This is a genomic window from Micromonospora sp. CA-259024, assembly GCF_050936255.1.
GTDB lineage: Bacteria > Actinomycetota > Actinomycetes > Mycobacteriales > Micromonosporaceae > Micromonospora.
The window spans coordinates 2713963-2730051 of sequence record NZ_JBNJND010000002.1; the positions used below are offsets into that span (position 1 = coordinate 2713963).

General features: G+C 71.3%; 16 protein-coding genes. 10 read left to right on the plus strand and 6 right to left on the minus strand.

What is annotated here, in order from left to right:
* Positions 1-44: 44 nt before the first annotated feature.
* Together ACQEUX_RS32190 and cofD are read right to left on the minus strand one after the other, a co-directional pair.
* Positions 45-1130, minus strand: coding sequence for a coenzyme F420-0:L-glutamate ligase (locus tag ACQEUX_RS32190; RefSeq protein WP_433056476.1), 1086 nt, complete (start codon positions 1128-1130; stop codon positions 45-47).
* The gene (cofD, locus tag ACQEUX_RS32195; protein ID WP_433056478.1) at positions 1127-2128 is read right to left on the minus strand and encodes a 2-phospho-L-lactate transferase; all 1002 of its coding nucleotides are present in this window, start codon (positions 2126-2128) and stop codon (positions 1127-1129) included. The genes ACQEUX_RS32190 and cofD overlap by 4 nt, the downstream gene beginning before the upstream one ends.
* A gap of 98 nt (positions 2129-2226) precedes the next feature.
* Here cofD and ACQEUX_RS32200 point away from each other — a divergent pair, with 98 nt between their 5' ends.
* From ACQEUX_RS32200 to ACQEUX_RS32225, 6 genes are all read left to right on the plus strand, one after another.
* A complete protein-coding gene (locus tag ACQEUX_RS32200; RefSeq protein WP_433056480.1) occupies positions 2227-3204 on the plus strand; it encodes a hypothetical protein in 978 nt (325 codons plus the stop codon).
* A gap of 169 nt (positions 3205-3373) precedes the next feature.
* Positions 3374-5884 (plus strand): bifunctional FO biosynthesis protein CofGH, encoded by a 2511-nt coding sequence (locus tag ACQEUX_RS32205; RefSeq protein ID WP_433056482.1) that lies wholly within the window; start codon positions 3374-3376, stop codon positions 5882-5884.
* A 161-nt stretch (positions 5885-6045) separates the two neighbouring features.
* Positions 6046-6324, plus strand: coding sequence for a hypothetical protein (locus ACQEUX_RS32210; protein ID WP_433056484.1), 279 nt, complete (start codon positions 6046-6048; stop codon positions 6322-6324).
* Positions 6325-6381: 57 nt separating this feature from the next.
* On the plus strand, positions 6382-7776 hold the full coding sequence (locus ACQEUX_RS32215) for a DUF4331 domain-containing protein (RefSeq protein WP_433056486.1): 1395 nt from the start codon (positions 6382-6384) through the stop codon (positions 7774-7776).
* Between the two features lie 19 nt (positions 7777-7795).
* On the plus strand, positions 7796-8125 hold the full coding sequence (locus tag ACQEUX_RS32220; RefSeq protein ID WP_433056488.1) for a phospholipase: 330 nt from the start codon (positions 7796-7798) through the stop codon (positions 8123-8125).
* Positions 8126-8594: 469 nt separating this feature from the next.
* Complete coding sequence (locus ACQEUX_RS32225; protein ID WP_007455784.1) at positions 8595-8852, plus strand: WhiB family transcriptional regulator; 258 nt, start codon at positions 8595-8597, stop codon at positions 8850-8852.
* Between the two features lie 55 nt (positions 8853-8907).
* Here ACQEUX_RS32225 and ACQEUX_RS32230 read toward each other — a convergent pair whose 3' ends face one another.
* A complete protein-coding gene (locus ACQEUX_RS32230; protein ID WP_074316962.1) occupies positions 8908-9357 on the minus strand; it encodes a metallopeptidase family protein in 450 nt (149 codons plus the stop codon).
* A 152-nt stretch (positions 9358-9509) separates the two neighbouring features.
* Here ACQEUX_RS32230 and ACQEUX_RS32235 point away from each other — a divergent pair, with 152 nt between their 5' ends.
* Positions 9510-9875 (plus strand): DUF3499 domain-containing protein, encoded by a 366-nt coding sequence (locus tag ACQEUX_RS32235; protein WP_387111965.1) that lies wholly within the window; start codon positions 9510-9512, stop codon positions 9873-9875.
* Between the two features lie 5 nt (positions 9876-9880).
* Here the strand turns inward: ACQEUX_RS32235 and ACQEUX_RS32240 are convergent, their stop codons facing one another.
* Positions 9881-11281, minus strand: coding sequence for an NAD(P)/FAD-dependent oxidoreductase (locus ACQEUX_RS32240; protein ID WP_433056491.1), 1401 nt, complete (start codon positions 11279-11281; stop codon positions 9881-9883).
* Positions 11266-12612 (minus strand): aspartate aminotransferase family protein, encoded by a 1347-nt coding sequence (locus ACQEUX_RS32245; protein WP_433056493.1) that lies wholly within the window; start codon positions 12610-12612, stop codon positions 11266-11268. The genes ACQEUX_RS32240 and ACQEUX_RS32245 overlap by 16 nt, the downstream gene beginning before the upstream one ends.
* 542 nt (positions 12613-13154) lie before the next feature.
* Between ACQEUX_RS32245 and ACQEUX_RS32250 the strand changes: the two genes are divergently transcribed.
* Positions 13155-13898, plus strand: a complete 744-nt coding sequence (locus ACQEUX_RS32250) for a DUF5753 domain-containing protein (protein WP_433057299.1) — start codon at positions 13155-13157, stop codon at positions 13896-13898.
* Complete coding sequence (locus ACQEUX_RS32255; RefSeq protein WP_433056495.1) at positions 13889-14083, plus strand: DUF397 domain-containing protein; 195 nt, start codon at positions 13889-13891, stop codon at positions 14081-14083. The genes ACQEUX_RS32250 and ACQEUX_RS32255 overlap by 10 nt, the downstream gene beginning before the upstream one ends.
* A 91-nt stretch (positions 14084-14174) precedes the next feature.
* On the opposite strand, the gene ACQEUX_RS32260 is transcribed toward ACQEUX_RS32255, so the two are convergent.
* Complete coding sequence (locus tag ACQEUX_RS32260; protein WP_433056497.1) at positions 14175-14687, minus strand: Lrp/AsnC family transcriptional regulator; 513 nt, start codon at positions 14685-14687, stop codon at positions 14175-14177.
* Positions 14688-14902: 215 nt separating this feature from the next.
* On the opposite strand from ACQEUX_RS32260, the gene ACQEUX_RS32265 reads away from it, so the two are divergent.
* A complete protein-coding gene (locus tag ACQEUX_RS32265) occupies positions 14903-16087 on the plus strand; it encodes an extracellular solute-binding protein (RefSeq protein ID WP_433056499.1) in 1185 nt (394 codons plus the stop codon).
* The last annotated feature ends 2 nt before the right edge of the window (positions 16088-16089 follow it).

The following is a 16089-nucleotide window of genomic DNA, read 5'->3' on the forward strand; positions in this document are numbered from 1 at the left end:
CGCGCCGCTCGCCGGGCTGCGCTGGAGCGTGACCCGGCCGGCTGTCACAGGGCGAGCGCGGCGCTCGCCGGGCTGCCGGGCGGTGGCGGCAACAGGGTCGACCCGACGCCCTCGGCGGCCAGGGCGACGCGCAGTCGGTGCAGGTCAGCGCCGAAGCGGACCAGGCCCATCGGCTCGACGGGCGTCGGCGGAGAGCCGAGCACCAGGTCGGCGCCGTCCGGCCACCCGGGCATCTCGGCGACCAGTCCGGCGCGTACCTCCGCCTCGTCGACCAGGGTGAAGACCGTGCCGGGGGCGATCACCCCGGCGACCGCGTCGATCGCCCGTCGCACCGCGATCGGGTCCGCCGGCGTCGGCCCGGGACCATCGGCCAGGGTGGCGCCGTCGGCCAGCCCGGCGGTGCGGGCCTCGGCGGTACCGAGCGAGAAGAGGTCCTGTGCGGCGTCGCGGACCAACGCCCGCGCGCCACCAGCGTCGTCCGTCTTGGTGGCGGAGAGATAGCCGCGCACCACGGCAACGGGGACCTGGTCGCACTTGCCCTTGATCAGCTCGCCGGCGCCCGCCAACTCGTCCACCACGGCCATCTGGGTCAACTGCAACTCGTTGCCGTACGGATCGACCTCGCCCCGGTGGTCACGGATGGCCGGCATTCCGGCCACCCCGAGCGCCACGTCGGTGAGGCCGTTGCGCCAGGGCCTGCCCATCGTGTCGCTGATGATGACAGCCAGGTCCAGGTCGTAGCGGTCCCGCAGCGCGTCGCGCAGCGCCCGTGCCGAGGCGTCCGGGTCGACCGGCAGCAGCACCAGCCGCGTCTTGTCCACGTTCGACGCGTCGATCCCGGCGGAGGCCATCACGAAGCCGTGATGGGTCTGCACGATCCGGGTCGCCCCCCGGCTGGCGACCACCCGGGCGGTCTCGCCGGCCAGGACCTCGTCGCGTGCGGCGAGTCGGTCAGGCCCGTCGGCCGGGACATCGACCAACCGCCCCTCGGCCTTGGAGACGATCTTGCTGGTCACCACCAGTACGTCGCCGTTTCGCAGCCACGGCGCGGCGGTCGCGATCACCGCCGCCAGGTCGTCACCCTCGGTCACGTGGCCGATGCCGAGCACCGGCAGGATCTCCAGCCTCACGTCAACTCCACCGCGGCGCGGACCATGGCCGCCGTCGCCGCCTCGTCGGTCATCCGCAGCGGCACCGCGCGGACCGTCACCTCGGGCACCACCGTGCCCGCGTCCTCCTCGGCCACCAGCCAGCCGTCCAGCAGGCCGCCGGCCTTCCGACCGCCGTAGAGGCGGCCCACCCCGGCGGCGCTGCACTCGACACCGAGCACGGCGAGGCAGCGGTCGGCCATTCCCCGCACCGGGGCGCCGCCGATGATCGGCGAGACGCCCACCACCGGTGCCGGGCCGTCGGCCACCGCCTCGCGCAGCCCCGGTACGGCCAGCACCGGTGCGACGCTCACCACCGGATTGCTGGGTGCGACCAGCACCAGGTCCGCCGAGCCGATCGCGTCCAGCACGCCGGGTGCCGGCTTCGCCGTCTCCGCTCCGACGAAGACGAAACGGTGGGTGGGGATGTCCGCCCGGTAGCGCACCCACCACTCCTGGAAGTGGATCGCCCGCTGCCCCTCGTCGTCCTCCGCGGTGCTGGTGCTGTTCGCGACTGCGGGGCTCGCCGGCTCACTCCTCGCGCTCACGATGGCGTGGGTCTCCAGCCGGTCGTCGGTCGCCGGCAACAGCCGCACACCCGGCTCCCAGCGGGTGGCGAGAGCCTCGGTGACCGCGCTCAACGGGTAGCCGCCGTTGAGCATGGTGGAGCGGACCAGGTGGGTGGCGATGTCCTTGTCGCCGAGGCCGAACCAGGTCGGCTGCGCCCCGTACGCGGCCAGCTCGCCCTTGACGGTCCAGCTCTCGCCGACCCGACCCCAGCCCCGTTCCGGGTCCGCGCCGCCGCCGAGCGTGTACATGACGCTGTCCAGGTCGGGGCAGATCTTCAACCCGTGCAGCCACAGGTCGTCGCCGACGTTGACCACGGCGGTCACCTCCGCGCCGACCTCGCGGGCGTATGCCCGGACGCCGAGCAGGAACCGGGCACCCCCGATGCCGCCGGCCAGAACCACGATGCGCATGTCGACCATCCTCGCGCACGCGACGCCTCCGGTCCGCCGGTGGCCCAGGAGACTAGGCTCACGTGCGCCCTGTCCGTTCATGCCCCGAGGGGGACCTCGTGACCAGCCCAGCCGAGCCCGCGTCCACCGACGCGACGCAGGCCCGTCAGCTGACCAAGCCGCTACGCGAACTCGCTGCGCTCGCGCTGCTCGGCGCCAACGCCGTGTTCCTCTTCGTGGGCCTGCTCCGGCTGATCGCGCCGAACGACTACAGCTCCTTCACCGACCGCGCGGGCAGTGCCTTCTACGCGTTCATCGGGATCGAGGCGGTGGGCCTGCCGCTGCTGGCCGTGCTGCTGGCCACCCACATCTCGCCGGTGCTGCCGAAGGCGAAGCTCATCACGCAGGTGGCTCTCGGTGAGTACGCGGTCAGCGCACTGTTCGGCACGCTGACCATGCTGATCTGGACGGTGGGCCGGCTGGCCGAGGCCGAGGTGCTCGACGCGCTGCTCGGTGTCCTCGCCCGGTTCGCCTGGCTGGTGATCTTCGCGGTCGCCGCCTGGGTGGTCTACACCATCTGGCGCGCCCACTACTACGTGCCGCGGCCCAAGCCCCAGCCGGGTGTCTACGGCCAGCCCCAGCCGGGATGGCCGCAGCAGCCGGGTGGTTGGCCGGCCCCGGGGCAGCCCGGTGGGCAGCCGGCAGGCGGCTGGCCCGCCCCCGGCCAGCCCGGCGGCTACCCACCGGCACAGTTCCCCGGCCAGTACGGCCAGCCCTCGCCGCCGTTCCAGGCACCGCAGTCGGGGCCGCCCTACCCCCAGTCGGCGCCGCCGTCCCCGCAGTCCGCGCCGCCGTTCCCGGCCACGCCCCAGTTCGGGCCGCCGGTCAACCCCGCCCCGCAGTCGGCGCCGCCGTTCCCGGCCGCAGCGCCGTCCCCGGCCGCGCCGCCGTTCGGGCAGCCGCCGTCGGCCGACCCCACCCAGGCCATCCCGCGCCAGTCCGCCGACCCGACCGAGGTGATCTCCCGCCCCGGCGACGCGGACGGCGACCGGACCCAGCAGATCAAGCCCGGCGACCACCCGGACCAGCCGCGCTGACCGCCACCCGGACCGCCAGCCCTCGTTGATCATGAAGTTGTTACCCGATGACACGGCGTGTCGGGGCGATAACTTCATGATCAACGAGGTGGGGCCGGGGCGGGTGCCCTTTCCCACGCTGCGGGCCCGGGTCGGCGAAGCGGGCTCCGGAAGCGCATAGGCTGAGCGGATGGTTGATCGCACCCACTCCGGCCCGAGTGACGCCAGCGTGCGGCGGGCCCTGGGCCGGGCCGCGACCGGGCGGGCACTGGACGTCGACGAGGCGACCGCGCTGCTGTCCGCTCGCGGTGACGCGCTGGACGAGTTGTTCCTGGTGGCAGGTGGGATCCGGGACGCCGGGCTGCGTGAGGCCGGGCGGCCGGGCGTCGTCACGTACTCGAAGAAGGTCTTCATCCCGTTGACCCGGCTCTGCCGGGACCGCTGCCACTACTGCACGTTCGCCACCGTGCCGCACCGGCTGCCGGCGCCGTTCCTGGACCGCGACGAGGTGCTGGCCATCGCCCGGGAGGGTGCCGCCCAGGGCTGCAAGGAGGCCTTGTTCACTCTCGGTGACCGGCCCGAGGAGCGCTGGCCGGCGGCCCGGAGCTGGTTGGACGAGCGCGGCTACGACTCCACCCTGGACTACCTCCGTGCCTGCGCGGTCGCGGTGCTGGAGGAGACCGGGCTGCTGCCGCACCTCAACCCGGGGGTGCTGTCCTGGTCGGAGCTGCAACGACTCAAGCCGGTCGCGCCGAGCATGGGCATGATGTTGGAGACCACCGCGACCCGGCTCTGGTGCGAGCCGGGCGGGCCGCACTTCGGCTCGCCGGACAAGGAGCCGGCGGTCCGGCTGCGGGTGCTCGAGGACGCGGGCCGGGTCGGGGTGCCGTTCACCACCGGCATCCTGATCGGCATCGGGGAGACCCCGGCCGAGCGGGTGGACGCGCTCTTCGCGATCCGCCGCGCGCACCGGGAGTACGGCCACCTCCAGGAGGTGATCGTGCAGAACTTCCGCGCCAAGCCGGACACGGCGATGCGCGGTATGCCCGACGCGGAGCTGCACGACCTGGCCGCCACGGTGGCGGTGGCCCGGCTGCTGCTCGGCCCGAAGGCCCGCATCCAGGCCCCACCGAACCTCATCGCCGGCGAGTACGACCTGCTGCTGCGCGCCGGCATCGACGACTGGGGCGGTGTCTCGCCGCTCACCCCGGACCACGTCAACCCCGAGCGCCCCTGGCCGCAGATCGAGGAGCTGGCCCGGCACACCGAGCTGGCCGGGTTCACGCTGCGCGAGCGGCTGACCATCTACCCGGAGTACGTGCGGGCCGGCGACCCGTGGCTCGACCCGCGGCTGTCGCCGCACGTGAGCGCGCTGGCCGACCCGGCCTCCGGGATGGCGGTCGAGTCGGCCATGCCGCAGGGTCGTCCCTGGCAGGAGCCGGAGGAGGTGTTCGGCGGGCGGACCGATCTGCACGCCAGCATCGACACCACCGGCCGTACGGAGGACCGGCGGGGCGACTTCGACAGCGTCTACGGTGACTGGGCGGAGGTGGCCACGAAGGTGACCGCCGGGCCGACGGCCCTCGCCGGTGACCACGATCTGCGTGCCGGACTGCGGCTCGCCGCCGACAACCCGGCCGCGCTGCTGGAGCCGGTGCACACCGATGCGGCTCTGGCGTTGTTCGGGGCCGCCGGGCCGGCGCTCGACGAGCTGTGCCGGCTCGCCGACGAGGTGCGTCGCGACACGGTCGGCGACGACGTCACCTACGTGGTCAACCGCAACATCAACTTCAGCAACGTCTGCTACGTGGGCTGCCGGTTCTGCGCCTTCGCCCAACGTGAGCGGGACGCCGACGCGTACCGGCTCTCCGTCGAGCAGGTCGCCGACCGGGCCGAGGAGGCCTGGGCGGCCGGTGCCAGCGAGGTCTGCCTCCAGGGTGGCATCGACCCGAAGATGCCGGTCACCGGGTACGCCGACATCGTGCGCGCGATCAAGGCGCGGGTGCCCGGGATGCACGTGCACGCGTTCTCCCCGATGGAGATCGCCACCGCCGCGGCGAAAGCGGGCGTGCCGGTGCGCGAGTGGCTGACGCAGTTGCGCGAGGCCGGGCTGGACACCATCCCGGGCACCGCCGCCGAGATCCTCGACGACGACGTGCGCTGGGTGTTGACCAAGGGCAAACTCCCGGCCGCCGCCTGGGTCGATGTGGTCAGCACCGCCCACGAGCTGGGCATCCGGTCCAGCTCCACGATGATGTACGGCCACGTCGACCACCCCGGGCAGTGGCTGGGGCACTTCCGGGTGCTCGCCGGTGTGCAGGACCGCACCGGCGGGTTCACCGAGTTCGTGGCGCTGCCGTTCGTGCACACGAACGCCCCGATCTACCTGGCCGGCATCGCCCGCCCCGGGCCGACCTGGCAGGAGAACCGGGTGGTGCACGCCATGTCCCGGCTGCTCCTGCACGGCCGGATCGACAACATCCAGTGCTCCTGGGTGAAGCTGGGCGACGAGGGCACGGTGGCGATGCTCCAGAGCGGCTGCAACGACCTGGGCGGAACCCTGATGGAGGAGACCATCTCCCGGATGGCCGGCTCCGGCAACGGCTCGGCGCGTACGGAGGAGCAGTTGCGGGCCATCGCCACGGCGGCCGGGCGTCCGGCGCGCAAGCGTTCGACCGCGTACGGTCACGCCCGGCCCTGAGGTCGAACCTTTTCCCGCCGCCGGCCGTACCACGCGGTGCCGGCGGCGGTCACGGCGAGGACCGCCGCCGGTGTCCCCTCAGGGGCCCGGCGGCGTCGTTGGCGGCACCGGACCTGTCCGTCTCCGCGGGCGCGTTCGCGCCGCCGCCGGAAAGGTTGCCCATGACCAGTGATCAGCGGAAGCGGCCCTGGCCGCGCCTGACCCGCCGACAGACGTTGACCGCCGCCGCCAGCGCCACCCTCGGTGCCGCCGCGCTCACCGTGCCGGGCCTGTCGGCCGCGCAGAACGCCCCCGGCGCGGCCGGACGGCCCGACGAACCGATCGTCGTGCACCTGCGTGACGCCGCTTCCGGAACGATGGACGTCTTCGTCGGCGAGGCCCGGATCGAGGTCCGCGACCGGGGCCTGGCGGACCGGCTGCGCCGCGCCGCCCGGCGCTGACCCCCCCCGGGCCCTCCGTCCCGCCGTCCTGCTCCCGCCCAGTGAGGTTGGTCCGCCATGTCTTCCCATCGCGAGGCCCCGGAGATCGCCAAGGATCCGGTAGCCGACAGCTCCGACCTGTACGCGTTCGTCAGCCCCGACAAGCCCGATTCGGTCACGCTGATTGCCAACTACGTGCCGTTGCAGCTCCCCTCCGGGGGCCCGAACTTCTTCGAGTTCGGCGACGACGTGCGCTATGAGATCCATATCGACAACGACGGCGACGGCCGTCCGGATGTCACCTACCGCTTCGAATTCACCACCGAGATCACCAATCCGAACAGTTTTCTCTACAACACCGGCCCGATCGACTCGCTGGACAGCGAGAACTGGAACCGGCGGCAGTTCTACAGCCTGACCCGGGTGGCCGACGGCCGGGAGCACCGGCTGGCGCACAAGCTGCCCTGCCCGCCGTGCAACGTCGGCCCGCTGTCCACCCCGAAGTACGCCGAGCTGGTCCGGCAGGCCACGTACTCGCTCTCCACCGGGGAGCGGGTCTTCGCCGGGCAGCGCGCGGACGGCTTCTTCGTCGACCTGGGAGCGATCTTCGACCTCGGCACGCTGCGACCGTTCCAGCAGCTGCACGTGGCCGGGAAGAAGATCTTCAAGGCCGAGGGGGAGCCGGTCAACGCGACCGACCGGATGAACGTGCACAGCATCGCGGTGCAGGTGCCGCTGGCCAGGGCGCGCCGGCGCGCCAACCGGTACGGCGCGGGTGACCGGGCATCGGTGATCGGGGTGTGGACGTCGGCGTCGCGCCGGCAGGTACGGGTGCTCGGTGACGGCGGCGGCGCGGACACTGCCACCGGCCCGTTCACCCAGGTCTCCCGGCTGGGCAATCCGTTGTTCAACGAGGTCATCGTGCCGATGTCCAAGAAGGACCTGTGGAACTCGTTGCCGCCGTCGGAGGACAAGCGATTCGCGCGGTTCGTCGAGCAGCCGGAACTGGCCGCGCTGCTGCCGGCGCTCTACCCGGATGTCTTCCCGAATCTGGACAAGCTCACCAAGGCGAAGAAGGTCCGGGCGGACCTGGTGGCGATCCTGCTCACCGGCGTACCGGCCGGGTTGATCGACGGCTTCACCAACACCACCGGGGACGTCCAGGCTGACATGCTGCGGCTGAACACCGCGATCCCGCCCACCCGGCGCCCGGACCGGTTCGGGGTGCTCGGCGGTGACCTGGCCGGGTTCCCGAACGGGCGGCGGGTCGGCGACGACGTGGTGAGCATCGCGTTGCGGGCGATCGCCGGGGTGACCGTGCCGCTGGTCGACAAGACGTTCCGCCCGGACGCCGCGGCCGCCGCGGTCACCCCGGGTCTGAGCGCCGCCGACGTGACCGCCCCGTTCCTCGGGAACTTCCCCTACCTGGGTACGCCGTACGACGGGTTCAACAACCCGCCGGCGGCGTCCTGACCGGCGCGGGGAGCAGGGGATGCACGAGCACGCGTACGGGCCGTCGGAGACCGGGAGCGTCGTCCTCGATCTGGGCGGCGACACCGGCGCCCTGATCGTCTACACGGGTCGGGATCTGCACGGCCGGGAGATTGAGATCAGTCGAGACGGTGACCGGCGGGTCCATTCGGCGGTGCGGGAGCGTCGGGTGCGGGACGGCTCGTTCCACAGTGCGCTCTACCCCGATCTGCCCGGCGGAATTTATACCGTCTGGTGGGACGAGAGTACGTCGGTCGGGACAATATCTGTCCATGGTGGAGGGATAGCTGAATTCGTGTGGCCGAGCAGCGGTTTCGGGGTCGCTGGCTGACCTCGTCGCACCGGCTTTTCCGCCGCGTCCTGTCCACATCGTGGACGGGGCGCGAGCGCTGTTCGCGGCTCGGCGGGCGGTCTGCGCCGCGCCGCGTTAACCTGTCCCCCACCAAGATCAGCTTGCGGAGAGGGGGTCGGTGGCCGCGTCTGGTGTCGCCGCGTCGGTGGCCTGCCGGGGGAACGCCACGGCAGAAAAGTTGGGCAACTCGCCGGAGAGGGCGTTACTCGGCCGGGGTCTGAATCGATAGGGCAGGTTGCGAGGCTGGACGGCCTTAGTGGCCGACCGGGGGTGTCGGGAGGGCGACTCCATTATCAAGTTTGGCTTGACGGCGCACGCATTACACGCGTGTAATTTGAATGGGGTTGTTCGCACGGAACGCAACAAAACGGGACCGGACGGACAAGCACGCCTTTCGCGTGGGGGGTTGCAGCGGCGATGACGCCGGTGCGCGACAAGGAGGCATTTGATGGACGGCCAGCTTGAGGTGGCCGACCTGCTCGGAAACGCGCCGGAGTGGCAGGAGCGGGCGTTGTGCTCGCAGACCGACCCCGAGGCGTTCTTTCCCGAGAAGGGCGGCTCGACCCGCGAGGCGAAGCGGATCTGCTCGCGCTGCGAGGTCAAGACCGAATGCCTCGAATACGCTCTGGGTCACGACGAGCGGTTCGGCATCTGGGGCGGGCTCTCGGAGCGGGAGCGGCGGAAGTTGAAGCGGCGGGCCGCCTGAGCGGTGCGAGGTCAGGGCGGTGGGGGCCGCCCGACTCGCCCGCGTGGGGCCTGGTTCAGGCGAGCTCGTCGGGGTCGACCCCGAGAAGGTTCGCCACCTGTTCGATGATCACGTCATGCACGAGATCGGCGAGGTCCTCACGGTCCATCGCCCGGAATTCCAGGGGCCGCCGGTACAACACGATGCGCGGCGGCACCTCCTGCCGACCCGGGCGCCCGGGCAGCAGCCGGGCCAGCGGGACCTCGCCGTCCTCCAGCACATCGGAGTCGTAGACGTTCAGGTCCGGCGGGACGTCCTCGACCGCGAACTCGACCCCTGCCAGCTCCTTGGCGAACCGACGCTCCAGCGTCTCGACGGTGTCCAGGACCAGGTCGTCGAAGACCTCGGCCTTGGTCCGCGCCAGCGGAACGGTGGCCGGCACCAGCCGCCCGCGCAGGCCGCGTCCGTGTCGGTCGCGGTGCGCACGCCGGCCGGAGCCGGGGCGGCGGTGTTCCGGGCTCGTCATGAGGCAAAGGGTAGCGCCCACGTCGGGCTGGCCAGCGGCAGCGCCGCTCTCATGGCGCGGCGCGCACAGGGCGGTGAACTGTGATCACCACGACGGGCGTGTCGCAACGCGAAGCGGTGCGCCGGACCCGGTAATGGAGATACCCTGCCGCCGTGAGGTCACCACGGCGCTGCTCCCGTAACGGCTGCCCCCGGCAAGCGGTCGCCACATTGACCTATGTCTACAACGAGTCGACAGCGGTCGTGGGCCCGCTGGCGGCGTTCGCCGAGCCGCACACGTACGACCTGTGTGAGCCGCACGCCCGCAGCCTGACCGCCCCGCGTGGCTGGGACGTGGTCCGGCACGAGGGTGAGTTCGAGCCGCCGCCGCCGACCACGGACGACCTGGTCGCGCTGGCCGAGGCGGTCCGCGAGGCCGCCCGCCCGGCGCCCCGGCCGCCCGAGCCCGACCAACACCACGACAACCCACACCAAACCGGCCGCCGAGGTCACCTCCGGGTCATTCCTCCCAACCACTGACCCGATCAGTGGCCCAGGAGGCGGGAGAAGGCGGCGGCTCGACGGGACGGTCGGTCGGTGCGGGATTCGGTCGCGTCGGCGCCGGCCATGACCCGTAGGCCGGCGTTCACCGCCAGCCAGCGCAGGGGTTCGGGTTCCCAGCGGGGTGAGCGGTGGTTCACCCAGGGCAGGGCGGTCAGCTCGGTGCGCTCGCCCCGGATCAGGTCAGCCAGGGTGCGGCCGGCAAGGTTGCTGGAGCCCACCCCGTCCCCGACGTAGCCGCCCGCCCAGGCCAGCCCGCTGGCCCGGTCGAAGCCGACCGAGGCCGCCCAGTCCCGGGCCATGCCCAGCGGACCACCCCAGGCGTGGGCGACCGGCAGGTCCGGGCCGAGCACCGGAAAGAGCTCACCGAGGGTCCGCCGCAGCGCGGTGAAGACCCGTGGCTCCCGGTCGTGGCCGGGGGAGACCCGAGAGCCGAAATGGTACGGAGCACCGCGCCCGCCGAAGGCCAGTCGGCCGTCCGCGGTGCGCTGCCCGTAGATGATCACGTGTCGGTGGTCGGAGAACGTCTCCCGCTGACCCAGCCCGATCCTGGCCCAGGTCTCCGCGGGCAGTGGCTCGGTGGCCACCATCAGCGAGTACACCGGTGCCACGACGCGCCGCTGACCGGGCAACATGGGCGTGTACCCCTCGGTCGCCCGGACCACCACCGGCGCCCGTACCGTGCCAGCCGCGGTGACCGCCGTGCCGGCCCGGATCGCGGTGACCGGGGTGCGCTCGTGGATCGTCACCCCGAGCCGTTCCACGGCCCGGGCCAGGCCGCGGACCAGCTTCGCCGGGTGCACCGCGGCGCAGTGCGGCGTGTACGTCCCACCGCGTACCCCCTCGGCGCCGCAACGGGCGGCGGCCTCGCCGGCGTCGAGCAGCGCCAGGTGCTCCGCGCCGAAGCCGAACGCGCGCGCCTCGTCCACGGCGGCGCGCGCCCGGCCGAGCTGCGGGCCGCTGCGGGCCAGGGTGACCGTGCCGCCGTCGGCCCAGTCGCAGTCGATGCCCTCCGCCGTGACCACCCGCGCCACCTCGGGGACCGTGTCGTGCAGTGCCCGTTGCATGGCGACCGCCGCGTCCCGGCCGTGCCGGCGGGCCAGCCCGGTCAGCGAGGTGGGGAAGAGCGCGGAGCACCAGCCGCCGTTGCGGCCGGATGCCCCGTACCCCGCGATCTCCATCTCCAGCACGATGACCCGCAGCGCCGGGTCGGCGCGGGCCAGGTGGTACGCCGTCCACAGCCCGGTGTAGCCGGCGCCCACGATCACCACGTCGGCGTCCGCGTCGCCGGGCAGTGCCGGTCGCGGGGTCAGCGGCTCGTCCAGGGTGGACAGCCAGTACGACCGGTCCCGGTAGGCCCCGGCGCCGCTCAGAGCCGGGCCCATGCCTCGGTGAGGACCGTACGCAGGATCTGCTCGATCTCGTCGAAGTGCTGCTGCTCGGCGATCAGCGGCGGGGCGAGCTGCACGACGGGGTCGCCCCGGTCGTCGGCCCGGCAGTAGAGCCCGGCCTGGAAGAGCGCGGTCGAGAGGAAACCGCGCAGCAGCCGCTCCGACTCGGCCTCGTCGAAGGTCTCCCGAGTCGTCTTGTCCTTGACCAACTCGATGCCGTAGAAGTAGCCGTCACCGCGCACGTCGCCGACGATCGGCAGGTCGTACAGCTTCTCCAGCGTGGACCGGAAGGCGTCCTCGTTGGCGCGTACGTGCCCGACCAGGTCTTCGCGGGCGAAGACCTCCAGGTTGGCCAGGGCGACGGCGCAGGAGACCGGGTGCCCACCGAAGGTCACCCCGTGGGCGAACATGCCGGTCTCGGTGAGGAACGGCTCCATCAGCCGGTCGCTGGCGATCATCGCGCCGAGTGGGGCGTACCCGGAGGTGATGCCCTTGGCGGTGGTGATGATGTCGGGCTGGAAGCCGTAGCGCACCGCACCGAAGTACTCGCCCAGCCGGCCCCAGGAGCAGATCACCTCGTCGGAGACGAGCAGCACGTCGTATGCGTCGCAGATCTCGCGGACCCGCTCGAAGTAACCGGGTGGGGGTGGGAAGCACCCGCCCGAGTTCTGCACCGGCTCCAGGAAGACCGCGGCGACCGTGTCCGGCCCCTCCCGCTCGATGGCCCGACCGATCTCGTCGGCGGCCCAGCGGCCGAACGCCTCGGGGTCGTCGCCGTGCTCGGGTGCCCGGTAGAAGTTCGTGTTCGGCACCTTGATCGCGCCGGGCACCAGCGGCTCGAAGTCGCTCTTGATGCCGGGCAGGCCGGTGATCGACAACGCGCCCATCGAGGTGCCGTGGTAGGCGATGTAGCGGCTGATCACCTTGTACTTGTTGGGCTGGCCGGTGCGCTTGAAGTACGCCCGGGCCAGCTTCCACGCCGCCTCGACCGCCTCGGAACCTCCGGTCGTGAAGAAGACCCGGTTGAGGTCGCCGGGGGTGAGCCCCGCGATCTTCTCGGCCAACTCGACGGCCTTCGGGTGGGCGTACGACCAGAGCGGGAAGTAGGCCAGCTCGCCGGCCTGCTTGGCGGCGGCCTCGGCCAGCTCGGTGCGGCCGTGACCGGCGTTGACGACGAAGAGCCCGGCGAGCCCGTCCAGGTAGCGGCGGCCCTGTGCGTCCCACACGTACGCGCCCTCGCCGCGCACGATGGTCGGCACCTCGCCGGCGGAGTAGCTCGCCATCCGGGTGAAGTGCATCCAGAGGTGGTCGGTGGCGTTGGCCATGTCAGCCCCATCGGTTCGTCGGGCCGGTCAAAGGGGTGAGGCCGGCCGCTCTGCCCACGGTTATCGCACAGTCTCAGCCCCCGAGGCAAGTGGTATCAGTAGTGCAATGGCTCATGTGCAACGGAATCAGCGAGTAGCCACAGTCCCGGCAACGGAATTCGCACCCTGGGTGGCTGGCCTGGTCGGCGGGTGCGGTGGTCCGGCGGGGTGGTCGCGGGAGCCTGTCGAGTTGCCCCAGATATGGGACTGCCCGCCGCCCGCCGCCCGAGGCTTGATTCACTCGATATCGCCGACGTTGGGGTGTCCGGGCGGGGTTGATACCCCGATGTCAGGGATATCGAGTGGATCATCCGCGTCGATCAAGCGGGACGGGGGCAGGGCACCTTCGGGGCAGTTGCGGAGCGTCCTGGACGCGCGCCAACACGTCCACCGCAACACGCCGGTAGGCGGCGGACATCGACACGCAGCGTGGCTATCGTGCGCCGCAGTGTGCACCCGGCGGGCAGGAGGATCCGGTGGCGAACGAGGCGTTGCGCGTGGCGATGGCCGAGGCGGGGGAGACCGTCGAGTCGCTGGCCGAGAAGGTGCACGTCGACCCGAAGACGGCGGCGCGGTGGCTCGCCACGGGGCGCATCCCGCACCCGCGTACCCGAATCGCGGTGGCCGAGGTTCTGGGTCAGGATGCCGCCGACCTCTGGCCCGAGCCGTTCCGCCGCCGGGACCTGCCGTGGTTCCGGCCGTGGGCGGAGCTTGAGCAGGACGCCACCGGCATTCGGTGGTACGAGCCGCTGTTGGTGCCGGGCCTGCTCCAGACCGAGGGGTACGCCCGCGCGGTGCTGGGCACCGGTGGGCTGGTCCCGCCGTCCGAGGTGGACCTCATCGTCGCGGGCCGCCTCGAACGGCAGGCGGTCCTCGGCCGCGATGCCCCACCGCAGCTCGTGGCGGTGATCGACGAGGTGGTGCTGCGCCGGTTGGTCGGCGACCGCGCCGTGATGGCCGGGCAGTTGGCCCACCTGGCGGCGGTCGCCGAGTGGGAACACGTGCAGGTCCGGGTCATCCCGGCCGAGAGTCCGTGGCACACCGGCCTGGCCGGGCCCTTCGTGCTCGGTCGCCTGCCCGACGGGACGGAATTGGCGTATCTCGACAACCAGCTACGTGGTCAGGTCGTGACCGATCCCATCGACATCGCTAGCCTGGGACGCAGGTGGGAGAACGTCACCGGTGAGGCGTTCCCCCAACGCCGGTCGATCGAGCTGATCAGGGAAGTGGCCACGACATGGACATGACCGACGCCCGCTGGCGCACCGCGACCCGCAGCAGCAACAACGGCGGCGCCTGCGTCGAGGTGGCCGACAACCTGCCTGGCCGGGTGCTGGTGCGCGACAGCAAGGATCGCGACGGCGGCACCCTGGCCTTTGCGCCGGCCGCCTGGACGTCGTTCATCGACGCGGTCCGCCAGGCGGCCCACTGATCCACTCGGGATCACGGAAATCGCGGGGTCCGCACGGCGTGGATACCCCGACTTGCCTGAAGTCGAGTGGATCAAGATGTGGTGAGCAGCGTCAGGCCGTACCCCAGGTGTAGGTCTGCTTGCGCAGCTTGAGATAGACGAACGCCTCGGTGGAGAGCACCCCGGGCACCATTCGCAGCCGTTGCAGGATCTCCAGCAGGTGGTCGTCGTTGCGGCAGACCACCTCGGTGAGCAGGTCGAACGACCCGGCGGTGATCACCACGTAGTCGACCTCGTCCAGCTCGGCCAGCCGGTCGGCCACCGCCTCCAGGTCACCGTCGGTACGCAGGCCGATCATCGCCTGCCGGGGGAAGCCGAGCTGAAGCGGGTCGGTCACCGCCACGATCTGCATCACGCCGGAGTCGAGGAGCCGCTGCACCCGCTGTCGGACCGCAGCCTCGGACAGCCCCACCGCCTTGCCGATCGTCGCGTACGGGCGCCGGCCGTCCTCCTGGAGCTGTTCGATGATCTGCTTGGCCACGTCATCCAGCAGAGCGTGATTGGCACCTTCACGGACAGCGACGCGTCGGCCGCTGTTGCCGTTCTCGTGCTGCCGGTTCGTCATCGTCCGCTCCCCATGTCCCGAATCGTGATGTCGCGCGTGTATCCCCGCGCAGTCTGGCGTATTTCGTCGTGCATCGCTAATCCTGCAACGGAATCCCTTGTAAGGGAGGTCACCTCATGTCAGGATCAGTCGTCCAAGGCACCTGAACCTCCCGACCCTTCCGCCGGCGTGCCTCCCCCGTCCCGCCCGCCGACGATGACCCCTTAGGAGTCGTCATGCGTACTCCCCTCCGGCCCCTCTCCCGGCGTGGACTGCTCACCGGCACTTTCGGTTCGGCCGCCCTACTCACCATGGGCGGCAGCCTTGCGGGCTGCGGCACCAAGGGCGCCCAACAGACCGAGGCCGGCTGCGTCAGCGAGGACCTCTCCGGCACCGAGAAGAAGCTTGCCTTCTCCAACTGGCCGCAGTACATGGACGTGGACGAGAAGGACGAATCCAAGCGGCCCAGCCTGGACGAGTTCATCACGAAGACCGGCATTCAGGTTACGTACACCGAGGACATCAACGACAACAACGAGTTCTTCGGCAAGGTGCAGAACCAGCTCGCCGCCTGCCAGAGCACCGACCGGGACATCATCGTGCTGACCGACTGGATGGCGGCCCGGATGATCCGGCTCGGCTGGATCCAGAAACTCGACCCGGCGAAGATCCCGAACGTGCAGGCCAACCTGCTTCCGTCGCTGCTGAACCGCTCCTTCGACAGCGAGAACCGGATCTCCATCCCGTGGCAGTCCGGCCTTGCCGGCCTGGCGTACAACGGCAACGTCACGAAGGAACTGCGTACGGTCGATGAGCTGCTCACCCGCCCCGACCTCAAGGGCAAGGTGACCGCGCTCAGCGAGATGCGCGACACCATGGGCCTGCTGCTCCAGTCCAACGGGCACGACCCGGCCAACTTCACGACGGCGCAGTTCGACGACGCGCTCAACAAGCTCAAGAAGGCCGTCGACTCCGGGCAGATCCGCAAGTTCACCGGCAACGACTACGCACCCGACCTGGCCAAGGGCGACATCGCCGCGTGCATCGGCTGGTCCGGCGACGTCATCCAACTGTCCGGTGAGGACGAGAAGGTGCAGTTCGTCGCGCCCGACTCCGGCGTGATGCTGTTCAGCGACAACATGATGGTCCCCAACAAGGCCACCCACAAGGGCAACGCCGAGGCGCTGATCAACTACTACTACGAGCCGGCGGTCGCCGCGAAGCTCGCCGCGTACGTCAACTACATCTGCCCGGTCAAGGGCGCCCAGGCCGAGATGGAGAAGATCGATCCCGAGCTGGCGGCCAACCCGCTGATCTTCCCCGACGAGGCGCTGCTGTCGAAGTCCAAGGTGTTCATGGCCCTGGACGAGAAGCAGGAACGGGAGTTCGAGGGCAAGTTCCAGCAGGTCATCGGGGCGTGACG

Excerpts from the sequence above, each read along its gene's own strand:
- cofD (WP_433056478.1), bottom strand. The coding sequence starts at position 2,128 with ATGCGCATCGTGGTTCTGGCCGGCGGCATCGGGGGTGCCCGGTTCCTG.
- ACQEUX_RS32205 (WP_433056482.1), top strand. The coding sequence starts at position 3,374 with ATGGTTGATCGCACCCACTCCGGCCCGAGTGACGCCAGCGTGCGGCGG.
- ACQEUX_RS32210 (WP_433056484.1), top strand. The coding sequence starts at position 6,046 with ATGACCAGTGATCAGCGGAAGCGGCCCTGGCCGCGCCTGACCCGCCGA.
- ACQEUX_RS32215 (WP_433056486.1), top strand. The coding sequence starts at position 6,382 with ATGTCTTCCCATCGCGAGGCCCCGGAGATCGCCAAGGATCCGGTAGCC.
- ACQEUX_RS32220 (WP_433056488.1), top strand. The coding sequence starts at position 7,796 with ATGCACGAGCACGCGTACGGGCCGTCGGAGACCGGGAGCGTCGTCCTC.
- ACQEUX_RS32225 (WP_007455784.1), top strand. The coding sequence starts at position 8,595 with ATGGACGGCCAGCTTGAGGTGGCCGACCTGCTCGGAAACGCGCCGGAG.
- ACQEUX_RS32230 (WP_074316962.1), bottom strand. The coding sequence starts at position 9,357 with ATGACGAGCCCGGAACACCGCCGCCCCGGCTCCGGCCGGCGTGCGCAC.
- ACQEUX_RS32240 (WP_433056491.1), bottom strand. The coding sequence starts at position 11,281 with ATGGGCCCGGCTCTGAGCGGCGCCGGGGCCTACCGGGACCGGTCGTAC.
- ACQEUX_RS32245 (WP_433056493.1), bottom strand. The coding sequence starts at position 12,612 with ATGGCCAACGCCACCGACCACCTCTGGATGCACTTCACCCGGATGGCG.
- ACQEUX_RS32250 (WP_433057299.1), top strand. The coding sequence starts at position 13,155 with ATGGCCGAGGCGGGGGAGACCGTCGAGTCGCTGGCCGAGAAGGTGCAC.
- ACQEUX_RS32255 (WP_433056495.1), top strand. The coding sequence starts at position 13,889 with ATGGACATGACCGACGCCCGCTGGCGCACCGCGACCCGCAGCAGCAAC.
- ACQEUX_RS32260 (WP_433056497.1), bottom strand. The coding sequence starts at position 14,687 with ATGACGAACCGGCAGCACGAGAACGGCAACAGCGGCCGACGCGTCGCT.
- ACQEUX_RS32265 (WP_433056499.1), top strand. The coding sequence starts at position 14,903 with ATGCGTACTCCCCTCCGGCCCCTCTCCCGGCGTGGACTGCTCACCGGC.